The organism is Flavobacterium sp. IB48, assembly GCF_016405855.1.
GTDB classification, from domain to species: domain Bacteria; phylum Bacteroidota; class Bacteroidia; order Flavobacteriales; family Flavobacteriaceae; genus Flavobacterium; species Flavobacterium ginsengisoli.
The window spans coordinates 15,737-30,305 of record NZ_JAEFCA010000002.1 but is presented as its reverse complement, the minus strand read 5'-3'; the positions used below and the strand labels follow the sequence as shown (position 1 = coordinate 30,305).

The following is a 14,569-nucleotide window of genomic DNA, read 5'->3' as shown; positions in this document are numbered from 1 at the left end:
AATAATTCCTTTTGGTTTTAAGAAAATTTAAAATAATTAAAAAAAATATTGAAAAATTCTCAATTCACACTGATTAATAGGCCTTTAATGCTATATTTTTCTTTTTTTTTAACCTGATGTTTTTGGCATTCTTTTTCTTTTTAAATTTAAATTCAAAACCAATTTATCATGAAAAACCTACCTCAAAAAGTCAGAAGTAAAAAGCTAAGTTCAAGAGTTGATTTAACTGCAATGGTTAGTGTCTCTTTTTTGCTAATTATATTTTTTATGGTTACAATAGAATTGCGAAAAAACAAAGCTATGCATCTAAGTCTGCCAGATTATGATGCACATACATGTGGCTGGACAGGTGGCTGTGGAGAAAATAGATCTTATACAATTTTACTGGGAGATGATAATAAATTAGTGTCTTATATGGGATTACTAGAAGTGCCCAAAGTTGCTCCTAAAAAGTTTGGATACGGAAAGGACGGAATAAGACAAGAGCTTTTAAAACAAAATAAAAACATGCTTAATTATTCTGCTCAATTAGGAAGACCAGGACAAGGAATGGTTGTTATTATTAAACCTAGCAAAAAAAGCAATTTTAAGAATTTAGTTGATATTTTAGATGAAATGGCAATTGCAGATATAAGTTCATATGTAATTGTAAATGATTTTACACCACAAGAATCTAAATTATTAGCTTTGAAATAAAGAAATCATTTTAAGGTTTCAACTCAGTCAAACTAAAAAACTTGAAACTTGAAGCAAAAAAAAGTCCCACATTGCTGTGGGACTTTCTATTTAAATTTTAATGAATTTTGAACTAGAATTTCCTTTATCTGATTTTACTTTTATGAAATAATTGCCTGTTTTTAATTTAGAGATATCAATATTCGAAGTTGTTTTTGCATTTGGAATTGCAATTACCAACTGCCCTAAAATATCGTAAATTTCAAACGATTGTATCTCGATATTCTGGTGCTGCGAAATATTTAAAAACTGACTTGCCGGATTTGGATATAAACTTACGTATCTAGAAAAATTAAAATCTTCACTTGATAATGTTGAATTAAATGTAGAAATAGCCTTATTAGTTAAAATAGGGAAATTATAATCAAAATAAATGTTTGCATCATTTGTAAACGAATCTCCTACTTTTAATGTTGGTTTTGTCTTTATCTTAAAAGCAATATAACCGTCATTATTTTCGTCGTCAAACGGAAGATTAATTCCTTCAAAAATAAATTCTACCTTGTTTTCTTCTGAAATTTTAGTAATGAACGAATGACTTGAACTCGTCGGAATTAAAGTTGATATATCAAATTTATTTGGATCAATCATGTCTTTCACCACAATATTTTGAGCCGCATATGTTCCTGTATTTTCAAAACGAATCATGTAATGCACGTATTCTCCTATTAGTTTTGAGGTAATCACAGAACCTTCTAAACAAGTTTTATCATTTGGATCATAAGAACCAACAACTGTTTGATTTAATGTAAATACATTATCTATTGGCGTTTCATCATTTCCCTGCAATAAAACAGTAGCTGTAAATTTTAAAATATCTCCATTATTTACAGCAGGAGATTCTGTTGGTGAACTTATTTTAACTGTTAAAGTAATTTCCTTAGATTCAAATGGTTTTAGATTCAAAAAATCCCACAATAGAACGTTTGTGGTTTGAGAAGATGCAGACGGATTTACTGAAATCACATCTAAAACAGAATCATCAAAAGTTAAATTTACTGTTCCAGATTGAATTGTATTTCCTTTGTTTTTATATATAACTTTATATGTAGCATTAAATCCTGGTCTTGCAGCATTGATTTGCAAAATGACAACTTCTAAATCGGAATGTGTTCCGTTTGGCGTAATACAAAAATTTTGATTCAATGGACTTATCTGCGATGGAAAATCGACATTTACAACTGATGGTGAAATTGAAAAGTATGTAGGGTTTTCTAAAACAGGAGTTATCGAATGTGACCCAGTTGGTAAAGAAATAGAATAATTATTTCCATTGGCTATAAAACCAGAACTGCTAGTTCCATCAGATAGATTAAACTTTAAATTTGGCAAACTTAAATCTTGAGTATCACAACCGTTGTTATCTTCATCTACTCTATTATCTCCTTGAATAGTATAATATTCTCCGACCGGATTAAAAGAGCAATATGTATTAACATTGCAATTAGCATAACCATAATTATCTAGAAGATCTTGAATTTGAGACAATTGGCCTTCATCTACACAAATATACTTTAAGTCAGGATTTTTTGAAAAATTTAGCTCTGTTTCATTACTGCCATTTTTAATGAATAATGTATTAAGCTGGTTCTGATCACATCTTAAGCGCTTGATTTTTTTTAAATCACTTAATTCTAAAGTTTTAAGTTGATTAAGATAGCATTCAAAAATTGTAATATTAGTTAATCCTTTTAAATCTAAAGATGAAAATTGATTAGCAGCGCATCTTAAATCAACAAGTTTTGTTAAAGCATTTAGATCTAATTGTTGCAATTGATTTACGCCGCACCAAAGAGATTCTAAATTTATTAAATTATTCAAACTTAAAGTTGACAATTGATTAGACTGACAATTTAGATTTTTAAGATTATTTATTCCATTCAATTTTAACTCAAAAATTTCATTGAAACTGCAATCTAATGTTGTAAGGTTTGATAAATTGCTGGCATCTAATTTAAATAGTTTATTATTACTACATGCTAGGCCTTTAAGATTCGTTAATTGGGTTAAATTTAGTGATGTTAATAAATTACCACCACATTCTAAATCTTCAAGATTAGTTAAAGCGTCAATATTTAATGTTGCTAATTTATTAACTTGACAATACATTTTTTTTAAACTTGTCAATCCTTCAATCTCTAACGATGTCAAAGCATTATTTGAAGCCCACATTTCGGTTAGATTTACAGCTCCATTTACACTTAATGTTGCAAGTTTAGGATTACCTGTGCATTCCAAAAATTCTAAGTTTGTGAGACCTTCAATTCGTAATGTAGCTAAATTTGGTAGATCTGTAATTTTTAAATACCTCTTTGATTGAATAGAAGAATAATTTAAATAAACCAGTTTTTTTAAAACATTAAAATCAATATCCCTATTCACTGGGTTGTTACTACAATTCAAATACTCAAGATTGACAAAATTCTCTAATCCTTCAAAAGAACTAATGTTTGAATTGCTTAAATCTAAAAAATTTAAACTTAATGCTTCACTAACCTCTATTTGAAAATTAGAATTTGTATCCACATTAAGTGCTATTAATTTCATTTTAAAATTAATATCCGGAATATTGATAATTTGGGCATTACCTAGATTAAAGAAGCAAAATAATAAAAGTAAAAAGTAGAGTTTTTTCATATGTGGTATTTTCATACAAAAATAACTTTTTAAGATAATAACACAACTTTATTTGTTAAAATATCTTAAAATTTAGAAAAAAGGATAAAAAAAAAGTCCCACATTGCTGTGGGACTTTCTATTTATAAAAAACTAAGAATTATTTTTTCTCAGTTTTTTCCATTTTAGCTTTTAATGCAGCTAATACATCATTGTTATCTCCTAAAGTTGCAGCTGGTGCATTTGTAGTAGAGTTAGATGAAGTATTTTCAGTTGCAGCTTTCACATTTTTCTCTTCTTCTTCTCTGAAGATAGCAGTGTGAGAAGCAACTACTCTTTTGAATTCTTTGTTGAATTCAATTACTTTGAAATCAGCTGTATCACCTTTTTTCAATTTCTTTCCGTCTTCTTTTTCAAGGTGACGAGTAGGAATGAAAGCAACGATATCATCTCCGAATTCTACAGTAGCTCCTTTGTCAACGATTTCAGAAATCTCACCGTTGTGGATAGTTCCTACAGCGAAAGAATCTTCGTATTGATCCCAAGGATTAGCAGTAGTTTGTTTGTGACCTAAAGATAATTTACGTCCTTCAACATCTAATTCTAATACTACAACATCAAGTTTTTCACCAACGTTTACAAACTCAGATGGGTGTTTAATTTTCTTAGTCCAAGAAAGGTCAGAAATGTAGATTAATCCATCAATTCCTTCTTCTAATTCTACGAAAATACCAAAGTTTGTAAAGTTTCTAACGATACCTGTATGTTTAGAACCTACTGGATATTTAGAAGTAATGTCAGTCCATGGATCTTGAGACAATTGTTTGATACCTAATGACATCTTACGATCATCTCTGTCAAGAGTTAAGATAACTGCTTCAACAACATCTCCAACTTTCACGAAGTCCTGAGCAGAACGTAAGTGAGTTGACCATGACATTTCAGAAACGTGGATTAAACCTTCAACACCTTCAGCAACTTCGATAAATGCACCGTAATCAGCGATTACAACTACTTTACCTTTAACTTTATCACCAACAGTTAAGTTAGCATCTAAAGCATCCCATGGGTGAGCGTTTAATTGTTTCAATCCTAATTGAATTCTTGTTTTCTCATCATCGAAATCAAGGATTACAACGTTTAATTTTTGGTCTAATTCAAGAACTTCACTTGGGTGGTTGATTCTACTCCAAGAAAGGTCAGTAATGTGAATTAATCCGTCAACACCACCTAAGTCAATGAACACACCATAAGAAGTAATGTTTTTAACAACACCTTCTAATACTTGTCCTTTTTGTAATTGACCGATGATCTCTTTTTTCTGTACTTCAATATCAGCCTCGATAAGAGCTTTATGAGATACAACTACGTTTTTGAATTCGTGGTTGATTTTTACCACTTTGAATTCCATCATTTTGTTTACATATACATCGTAGTCTCTAATTGGCTTAACGTCAATTTGAGATCCAGGTAAGAACGCTTCGATACCGAATACGTCAACAATCATACCTCCTTTAGTTCTACATTTAACAAAACCGTTAACGATTTCTCCAGTTTCATTAGCCGCAATAACTCTATCCCAAGATTTGATAGTACGTGCTTTTCTGTGAGATAATACTAATTGACCTGTTTTATCCTCACGGATGTCAATTAATACTTCTACTTTGTCACCTACTTTTAAGTTTGGGTTGTAACGAAATTCGTTTAAAGAAATAACACCTTCAGATTTAGCATTGATATCAACGATAACGTCTCTATCTGTAATTCTAACTACAACTCCTTCAACTACTTCTTCTTGATCTGTAGCGATGAAAGTTTTTGATACTAGTTCTTCAAACTCTTGCAAGTTTTTTTCATCTACTGCATCGATTCCTTCTTGGAAGTTGTGCCAGTTAAAATTTGCTAAAAACTCTTCTTGTGATTTTGTTTGTTCAGACATGCTGATAAAAAAATTTGTATTCTGTTTTTCTTGAGTTTCTTTATGCGATAGAAAATACAGAAGTTGTTTTACATAAATGGTTGATTCCTAATGGAAACTCTTCTCTGCCAAAAGGACTGCAAAATTAATATATTTTTTTGTAATTACAAACAGATAAGCAACTTATTATTTATCTAGCAATAATCATGACAACTCATTGCTAACTGCTATATATTCTATAACCTGCAAAATTGAATTAAAATTAAGTTTTCCAAGTAAAATAAAAGTTTTCTTTTCAGGAAAAATTAAATAAAAAATAAACGCTGTAGATTTCAAAAACCTATAACGTTTATATTAAATATAATAGATATTAAATTTAAAAGAAAACAAAAAGCATTACAAACACTGTAACTATAATAACAAGTGCCGTTATAAAAAGAGCTGAATTAATATCTTCTTTTCTTTTTTCATATTCTACGGCAAAAGTATCAGGATTTATATAATACACACCAAAAGCTTTAGGATGAATTTTTAAGTCAGGTCTAAAGTGTGATAATCCTAACAACAAACCTCTTACTAATTCAAGTTTGTTTGAATAAAGCATACTAAAAATATGATTCCCAGAAAATGTTTCTTTGTGAGCTTCTATATTTCCGTTTGCCGAAATGAACCAGAAAAACGCTTCGTGACTATATTTGCCGCTTCCAACCATTTTTGCAAAAACATCATATAGCAAGAGATCTGACTCAGATGAGGAATTAATTCCTGTTATTTTTCCTTTAAATTTAGTGCTCTTTTCAAAACTATTCCATGATATTGTATTTTCAATTTTATGATTAAATCTATTTACATAATGAATGCCGCGATTATCAATAATCGTAGTGGTATGCTTCATCGTTTTTCTTAAATAAATGACTTGAAGAATTGTAGGAAGAATCAATAAAATGCATATGCAAATCATATTTTGTTCAAAAGGCAGAAAAAACAAAATAAAAAAGAAAACCCCTAAAACCAATAGAAAAGAAATCAACATTAGAAAACCTAAACCATAATTTTTGATTTTAGACGGGCTGGAAGTTACTGAATTAAATGGAGGAAGATTTTTTGTTTGGCTGCTCATAGACGTTAAAAACACTAAAATATTGAAAAAATTGTAATCCTAAAAAACTGCTTACTATTTAGAAAACCAAAAAATATATAATTGTAAAAATCAAGGCACAAACTAATCCTGCTATAATTCCAATTTTTCTGCGTTGACTATAATCAATAGTATAACTTTCCTTATCAATATAATGATTACTAAAAATTTCCGGATTTATTGTAATATCTGGTCTGTAATGTGCCAATCCAAGTAAAAAAGTTCTAATCAATTCTAATCGATTTGCATAGAGCATTGCAAAAAAATGTTTACCTAAAAACATTTCACTATGAACTTCTATTTTATTATTTATTAAGACCGGCCAGAAAAACTGGTCAAAAAAAGATTTTGATTGTCGAATATAAGAAACATCAAATTTTGGAGGTTCTAATAAATAAGCAACCTTCTCTCTTTTCGCAAAATTACTCCAGCGAATTTCTTTTCTAACCTTGTTATTGAATACATTCAAATAGCGGATTCCTTTTTCGTCAATTATAATTGATGTGTACATCTTTTTTCTAGAATATAGTATCAAGGCTATTATCGCTAGAATAATTAGAGAGAATATACAAAATAAGGCAAGAGTTCCTTTTTCATCCAGTCCAGTTTCTTCACGAGAATTTATTGATAAAAAAACAATTCCTCCCAAAAAGAAAAGTGCACAGAATATCCAAAACAAACCAAAAACTGCATTTAAGAAAAGCATTGGTTTTGAACTAACAGGTCTAAAAGGAGGAAGTATTTTTTTTTGCTGATGGTGCATATTAAAAATTAAGAATATTATTTCAAATATACACATAAAGAAAAAAATCCCGTTTTCAATAAATCGAAAACGGGATTTTTTTATAAGTCTAAAATATTAATGACTTAAATTTTCTATCTCTTTTGGGTCATGTTTGTGCTTAAACAAAACAGCAAAAGCAATCGCAATCACCAAAGCATAAAGCGCAAACGAAAGCCATATAGTGTGCCAATCTTTCATTAGAACTGGATTTGCAAAAATTCCATCTGTAGAAATTGAATTCCCTTGACTTTTTACAAATTCTGCCATCTTTTCATTTGAAGCGTCCGTTTGTAAAAATCCCGCTAATTCAGTTGTATTAGCAAACGATTTTGTAAAGAAACGATCAATTGCCCAACCAGAAGTCAAACTTCCCAAAACAGCTCCTACTCCATTGGTCATCATCATAAATAAACCTTGTGCAGAAGAACGAATTTTAGAATCGGTATTGCTTTCTACGAATAAAGAACCTGAAATATTGAAGAAATCAAATGCCATTCCGTAAACGATACAAGAAAGGATAATCATCCATAAACCATTTATAGGGTCTCCAAAAGCAAATAATCCGAAACGCAAAACCCAAGCTAGCATACTAATCAGCATTACTTGTTTGATTCCAAAACGTCTCAAGAAAAACGGAATCGCAAGAATAAACAATGTCTCAGAAACCTGAGAAATTGACATAATAATAGTTGAATATTGAATAACGAAAGAATCGGCATATTTTGGAAAGTGCTTAAACTCATCCAAAAACACATCTCCATAAGCATTTGTCAACTGAAGTGCTCCTCCTAAAAACATAGAAAACACAAAAAACAAAGCCATTTTATAGTTTGCAAACAATTTAAAAGACTCTAAACCAAAAGTTTCTATCCAAGTTGCATTTTCTTTAATCAAACGCTGTGGCTCACATTTTGGCAAAGTAAAAGCGTAAATTCCAAGAATTAAAGCTCCAACTCCAGCAATATAAAATTGATATTCAGTTGCCTTACTTCCGCTTAAATTGGTAATCCACATGGCAACAATAAATCCGATAGTTCCCCAAACACGAATTGGCGGAAAATCCTTTACGATGTTTTTGTTGTTTAATTTAAGTGAAGTATAAGATATCGAGTTACTTAAAGCGATTGTTGGCATATAACAGCACATTGCCAAAAGCATTACAATAATAAAAGTATCTGGTGTAGTAACTTGCGCAATTCCGAATAGAACTACCGCGTAAAGAATATGTAGAGCACCGTATAATTTTTCGGCATTAATCCATCTATCGGCAATAATACCTGTAAGTGTAGGCATAAAAAGAGAAGCGATTCCCATGGTTCCAAAAACGAGCCCGAATTGAGTTCCTTCCCACGCTTTTGTGCCAAACCAATAATTTCCAATTGTTATAAGCCAGGCTCCCCAAACAAAAAATTGAAGAAAGCTCATTAAAATCAATCTATTTTTAATCCCCATATAATATATTTGTTCTTTTGTAAAAATGAAGCGGTAAAACTACCATTTAAAATAATATCTGCAAAAAATTATGCTGTTTTAACAACATCATTCACTAATTCCAGAACTGCGGCAAATTGCTCTTCTTTATTTAAGTAAGAATTATCAATCTCAATTGCATCATCTGCGATTACTAAAGGAGAATCTTCACGGTGTGTATCCATATGATCTCTTTCAACTACGTTTTTCAAAACTTCTTCATAAGAAACATTGTCTCCCTTTTGCTGTAATTCATCAAAACGTCTTTGTGCGCGTGTTTCAGCGCTTGCGGTCATAAAAATTTTCAATTCTGCGTTTGGAAAAACTACTGTTCCAATATCTCTTCCATCCATTACAATAGCTTTATTGGCTCCCATTTCTTGCTGTTGTTCTACTAATTTAGCACGAACTTCTGAAACGGCTGCCACTTTACTAACAAAATTAGAAACTTCAATAGTTCGAATTTGTTTCTCTACGTTTTCACCATTTAAATACATTTCTGCAAAACCTAAATCCGAATTAAACTTAAATTCTAATTTAATGCCAGATAAAGCTTCAATCAAAGCTTCTTTCTTGAAAAAATCAGCTCCAATTAAAGTATGTTGCATTGCAAAATAAGCTACAGCACGGTACATCGCACCTGTATCTACATAAACATATTCTAATTCTTTTGCCAATTGTTTTGCAAGCGTGCTTTTTCCTGTAGATGAAAATCCGTCGATAGCAATGGTAATTTTTTTCAATTTTTTATTTTTTAATTTTTATTCTTTTTATGACTACTTTATCGCAATAATAGAGATTTCGGCATCAAAGTTACTGCAAATGTAGCCATCTTTATCTGGATATGAAGTATTAAAATTATTTGTTTTTTGATGAATAAATAATCAAACAAGAGCAATTATTGAAAATTTAAGGTCAAACCAAAAAGACTTGTATTTGCTGCTAATGTATATCTTGAATAAGAGTAATTAAATTTCAGTTTATTCATTCTCAAACCAAACCCTAACGAAACTCCCGAAAAGTTACGCTGTTCTTCTACACGCAATTCTTCGCCTCTTCTAAAATTATAACCTACGCGAAAATTGAATGCTTTTTTAGGAAAAAGCTCAACTCCAAAAGCTACGTGCCTTAAAGCGTTGTTTACAAAAGAGACTTTCTCTGGACTAGTAGATCCGTCGATATTAGTTTCTCCGCGAACAGGATTCGAAAAAGAGATATTCCATTGCTGTATATTTTCTACCGAAAGATGCCAACGAATAGGCACATGCTCTAATTCTTGCGAAATACCCGCAACAATTTCAAACGGAAGATTCTCCTTAATCCCTGAATAAGTAGTAAACTGAGTTCCCATATTTCTAAATACAAGAGCAAAATTCAAATCGTTCTTTTCATCTACATATAAAAACCCCAAATCGACCGCACCTCCTATTGAATTATATGTTTCTAAAGATGAAGTTATAAGCTTAGCACTTGCTCCAATGTATAAATCTGTAAAAGGAACATTGTATGCGTATCCAAGCGATAAAGCACCTTCACTTCCTGTAAAATTCGAAGTTGCCTGGCCATTTTCGTCATATCCTTCAAATGTACCATAGTTAACATAAGTAACTCCAGCATAAAAAGTTTGAAGATGCCTATCGTAAGTATAAGCATACGATCCAGTACCATAAGAAGCCTCACCATAGTAACTTCCGTAATTCAATGCCAAATGATTATCCATGTCCGCATTTATAAGAGCAGGATTCGACATCGCCTGATTAACATCATCATCATATATTGTAATAATGTCTCCTCCTAATGCCGCTTGTCTTGGCGAAGTAGTTAAGTTTAAAAATTGATAAGTGTAGCGCCCTCCAACTTGTCCGAAAGAACACGAACAGATTAAGATTAGAAAAAATAAAACAACTTTTTTGAGCATTTGTTTTTGTCGCACTATATGGGAATAACGCAAGTGCAAATATAAAATTATATAACACTTAAATTAAAGTCAAATAAAAAAATTCCAAATCCCAATCGTTAAATTGGAATTTGGAATTTATATATGTAACTAAAAGATTTTTATTTTAATTCTTTAGCATTTTTTACTTTCTGATCTGTCAAAGCTAAAGCTAAAACTTCGCTCATTTCTTTAACATAGTGAAAACTCAAACCTTCTAAGTATTCTGCTTTGATTTCATCGATATCGCTTTTGTTTTCGTGACAAAGAATAATTTCTTTAATTCCTGCTCTTTTGGCAGCTAAGATTTTTTCTTTAATACCGCCAACTGGCAGTACTTTTCCTCGAAGTGTAATTTCTCCAGTCATAGCAAGGTTTTTCTTTACTTTTTTCTGAGTTAAAAGCGAAACTAATGAAGTAAGCATTGCAATACCAGCACTTGGTCCGTCTTTTGGAGTCGCTCCTTCCGGAACGTGTAAGTGAATGTTATATTTCTGGAAAAGTTCAGTGCTAATATCTAATTTCTTAGCATTTGCTTTTATATATTCTAATGCAATTGTAGCAGATTCTTTCATTACAGTTCCAAGATTTCCCGTGATGGTCAATGAACCTTTTCCTTCAGAAATTAAAGATTCAATAAACAGAATATCTCCTCCAACACTTGTCCAAGCTAAACCTGTTACAACACCAGCAACATCATTGTTTTCGTATTTATCACGCTCAAGTCTTGGCACTCCCAAAATTGCTACGATATCTTCATCCGTAACTTTTTTGTTGTACTCCTCTTCCATGGCAACCGATTTTGCTGCATTTCTGATTACTTGAGCAATTTTAGTTTCTAAGTTACGAACACCAGATTCTCTTGTATAACCTTCTATGATTTTTTCTAATTGCTTTTTGCCAATAGTCAAATCTTTTGCTGTTAAACCGTGAGCTTCTAATTGTTTTGGGAATAAATGTCTTTTGGCAATTTCAACCTTTTCTTCAATTGTATAGCCTGACATTTTTATTACTTCCATTCTGTCACGTAAAGCAGGTTGAATTGCTGCCATATTATTTGAAGTGGCAATGAACATAACTTTAGATAAATCGTATCCCATTTCAAGGAAATTATCATAAAAAGCACTATTTTGCTCTGGATCTAAAACTTCTAATAAAGCCGAAGATGGATCACCGCTATTGCCATTTGATAGTTTATCAATCTCATCTAAAATAAATACAGGATTTGATGTTCCTGCCTTTTTTAAACTCTGAATAATACGTCCAGGCATTGCTCCAATATAGGTTTTTCTGTGTCCGCGAATCTCCGCTTCATCACGTAAACCTCCTAAAGAAATACGAACATATTCACGTCCTAAAGCTTCCGCCACAGAACGCCCAATAGAAGTTTTACCAACTCCTGGAGGCCCTGTTAAACATATAATTGGCGATTTCATATCATTTCGCAATTTTAAAACTGCCAAATGCTCGATCATTCTTTTCTTAACTTCATCAAGTCCAAAATGATCTTTATCTAAAATTTTCTGAGCATGTTTTAAATCGAATTTATCTTTAGAATATTCACCCCAAGGCAATTCTAAAAACAATTCCAAATAATTTCTTTGAATTCCAAAATCAGGAGACTGCGGATTCATACGACGCATTTTAGACAATTCTTTTTCGAAATGTTTCTGCGTTTTTTCGTCCCATTTTTTTGTTTTAGCTTTCTGCCCCATTTCATCCATTTCCTCTTCCTGAGAAACACCTCCCAATTCTTCTTGAATGGTTTTCATTTGCTGGTGAAGGAAATATTCTCGTTGTTGCTGGTCTAAATCAAAACGAACTTTTGATTGAATATCGTTCTTCAATTCTAATTTTTGAAGTTCAACATTCATGTAACGCAAAGTCTCTAAAGCACGTTCTTTTAATCCATTTATCGATAAAAGGCCTTGTTTTTCTTTTACTGATAAATTCATATTTGAAGATACAAAATTGATCAAAAACGACTGGCTTTCAATGTTTTTTATTGCAAATGTAGCTTCAGAAGGAATATTTGGACTTTCCTTAATGATTTGTATTGCTAATTCTTTTACAGAATCTAAAATTGCAGTAAATTCAGAATCATTTTCGTCTGGACGCTCCTCAGTAACTTCTTTAATAGTTGCTGTCATGTATGGTTCTTCCGAAACCACTTCGTCAATTTCAAAACGTTTTTTTCCTTGAAGGATAACTGTTACGTTTCCGTCAGGCATTTTTAAAACACGTAAAATACGTGCAACGGTTCCTACTTTATGAATATCATCTTTTGATGGATCTTCGTCTTCTTCGTTAATTTGAGATACAACACCGATGATTTTTCCACCTGCATTAGCGTCATTAATCAGTTTAATTGACTTATCTCTTCCTGCTGAAATTGGAATAACAACTCCTGGAAATAAAACAGTATTACGTAAAGGTAAAATTGGAAGCGAAACAGGAAGTTCTTCATTATTCATTTCCTCTTCGTCTTCTGGAGTCAACAATGGAATTAATTCTGCCTCTGAGTCAAATTCTTGAAGTGACAGATTGTCAATAGTAAGTATTTTATGGTTTGACATAATAATATATAAGTCGTTTTGTCATTAAAAGTTTAATACAACTTGCAATTAACGTTTAAAATTCAATTTTTTCTAATAAAAACAGACTATACGCTTAATTTGCAAGATATATTATTAAAACAGACAATCACTATGCCAAGAATGGAAGATATGATATCTATTTAATTAGCCAAACTAATAAAATCAAATTGCATTACCAAAAAAAATCCGCACAAGGCGGATTAAATTTGTAGATAGTCTCTTTGCTCTAAATCTTTATATCTATACTAAACGAACCTGTAATAGTCTTTTCATCATCTGTAGTGAAATTATGAACGACAAAATTAAAAGTCCCTTCCATTCTTTCTTCTGTTTTTGAGGTTATTGTAAGTGACCCTGATTTAGAATTATACAAAAGGTCATTTGTTCTGTAAGAAGCGCCAATAACATTTACAAGCTCGCCTTCTTCAACTGATAAATTGCTTGAAGCTTCATAGGTTCCAACAGAATATGATTTATTAATCATTAAACCGACGCTAGAATTATCATTGTTGTTTTTACCTACTATACTATAATACGGATTACTGCCGCTTGCAATTACACTACTTACATCAACTTTATTGTTTGTATAATCAACTCCGTCTATTTTTGCTTTCAAAACATCATCAGAATCTTCAGCAGGAATATCATCTGTATAAGGTATATTTTCAAAATTACCTTTTGTAATAACTTTTATCGCAGTTGAACCATCTTCTGTATCACTAAATCCTGTAAACTGAAATGTGCCAGAAATTGTTTTTTTAGTTTTATTTACTCCAGTAATTTTAATGATTGCTGTATCTGTATAATTCTCTACGCCTAAAAATGCCGCATCTTCGTTTGAGGCACTAACAAATGCATGCCCATCTACTCCTTGAACATACGCTAAAACAAATTTTTCTGCATTTTCTTGGTTTTCTGCCCATGTATATGTTCCGACTTTATTACTAGGCAAAATTATTTGAATTAAATCTCCTTTTGATGATCTAGTCCCGGCTATTAATACATAGTCATCAGTTACAACAGCAGTTGTAGTATTTGCAACAAATTCTTCGTCTCCAATTTTGGCACTAAAAATTGCTTTTTCGCCTGCACTTTCATTTCCATTGTTTTCAGAGTTCGAAAAATCCAGGCCACTATCAAAATCTTGATTACAAGAGCTTAAAAAGCCGATTGTGGAAATTAAGAGAAACAAAAAATATTTTTTTTTCATAGCTATTCGTTTTATCTGCAAATATAGATTTTATAAAATGAAATAAAAATCCTACTCTCTATTATTGTCAAAATTATCAACTCATTTCAAAAAAAATAAAATTAATTTTATAAAAGTGTAACAAACCAAAAAAAGCACAGTCATTACTAAAAACCAAAAGCCACT

At 31.3% G+C, this 14,569-nt stretch carries 10 protein-coding genes; 1 reads left to right on the top strand and 9 read right to left on the bottom strand.

Features of this window, described 5'->3' with window-relative positions; translation table 11 throughout:
* Positions 1-168 precede the first annotated feature (168 nt).
* Positions 169-696 (top strand): biopolymer transporter ExbD, encoded by a 528-nt coding sequence (locus JC605_RS07235; RefSeq protein WP_198855559.1) that lies wholly within the window; start codon positions 169-171, stop codon positions 694-696.
* A 90-nt stretch (positions 697-786) separates the two neighbouring features.
* Here the strand turns inward: JC605_RS07235 and JC605_RS07230 are convergent, their stop codons facing one another.
* The 9 genes from JC605_RS07230 to JC605_RS07190 form a co-directional block, all read right to left on the bottom strand.
* A complete protein-coding gene (locus JC605_RS07230; protein ID WP_233074053.1) occupies positions 787-3,282 on the bottom strand; it encodes a T9SS type A sorting domain-containing protein in 2,496 nt (831 codons plus the stop codon).
* 229 nt (positions 3,283-3,511) lie between these two features.
* Entirely contained in the window at positions 3,512-5,290 is a 1,779-nt protein-coding gene (rpsA, locus tag JC605_RS07225; protein ID WP_198855558.1) for a 30S ribosomal protein S1, read from the bottom strand.
* Positions 5,291-5,645: 355 nt separating this feature from the next.
* Positions 5,646-6,389, bottom strand: a complete 744-nt coding sequence (locus JC605_RS07220; protein ID WP_198855557.1) for a hypothetical protein — start codon at positions 6,387-6,389, stop codon at positions 5,646-5,648.
* Positions 6,390-6,447: 58 nt separating this feature from the next.
* The gene (locus JC605_RS07215) at positions 6,448-7,056 is read right to left on the bottom strand and encodes a hypothetical protein (RefSeq protein WP_233074052.1); all 609 of its coding nucleotides are present in this window, start codon (positions 7,054-7,056) and stop codon (positions 6,448-6,450) included.
* Positions 7,057-7,266: 210 nt separating this feature from the next.
* Positions 7,267-8,643, bottom strand: coding sequence for a nucleoside permease (locus JC605_RS07210; protein ID WP_198855555.1), 1,377 nt, complete (start codon positions 8,641-8,643; stop codon positions 7,267-7,269).
* A gap of 68 nt (positions 8,644-8,711) precedes the next feature.
* Positions 8,712-9,404, bottom strand: coding sequence for a (d)CMP kinase (cmk, locus tag JC605_RS07205; RefSeq protein WP_198855554.1), 693 nt, complete (start codon positions 9,402-9,404; stop codon positions 8,712-8,714).
* A gap of 155 nt (positions 9,405-9,559) precedes the next feature.
* Positions 9,560-10,579 (bottom strand): type IX secretion system protein PorQ, encoded by a 1,020-nt coding sequence (porQ, locus tag JC605_RS07200; protein ID WP_198855553.1) that lies wholly within the window; start codon positions 10,577-10,579, stop codon positions 9,560-9,562.
* A gap of 140 nt (positions 10,580-10,719) precedes the next feature.
* Positions 10,720-13,173, bottom strand: coding sequence for an endopeptidase La (lon, locus tag JC605_RS07195; RefSeq protein ID WP_198855552.1), 2,454 nt, complete (start codon positions 13,171-13,173; stop codon positions 10,720-10,722).
* Positions 13,174-13,420: 247 nt separating this feature from the next.
* A complete protein-coding gene (locus JC605_RS07190; protein ID WP_198855551.1) occupies positions 13,421-14,404 on the bottom strand; it encodes a DUF6252 family protein in 984 nt (327 codons plus the stop codon).
* Between the last annotated feature and the right edge of the window lie 165 nt (positions 14,405-14,569).

Coding starts and splice junctions, on each gene's coding strand:
- JC605_RS07235 (WP_198855559.1), top strand. CDS start 169: ATGAAAAACCTACCTCAAAAAGTCAGAAGTAAAAAGCTAAGTTCAAGA.
- JC605_RS07230 (WP_233074053.1), bottom strand. CDS start 3,282: ATGAAATTAATAGCACTTAATGTGGATACAAATTCTAATTTTCAAATA.
- rpsA (WP_198855558.1), bottom strand. CDS start 5,290: ATGTCTGAACAAACAAAATCACAAGAAGAGTTTTTAGCAAATTTTAAC.
- JC605_RS07220 (WP_198855557.1), bottom strand. CDS start 6,389: ATGAGCAGCCAAACAAAAAATCTTCCTCCATTTAATTCAGTAACTTCC.
- JC605_RS07210 (WP_198855555.1), bottom strand. CDS start 8,643: ATGGGGATTAAAAATAGATTGATTTTAATGAGCTTTCTTCAATTTTTT.
- porQ (WP_198855553.1), bottom strand. CDS start 10,579: ATGCTCAAAAAAGTTGTTTTATTTTTTCTAATCTTAATCTGTTCGTGT.
- lon (WP_198855552.1), bottom strand. CDS start 13,173: ATGTCAAACCATAAAATACTTACTATTGACAATCTGTCACTTCAAGAA.
- JC605_RS07190 (WP_198855551.1), bottom strand. CDS start 14,404: ATGAAAAAAAAATATTTTTTGTTTCTCTTAATTTCCACAATCGGCTTT.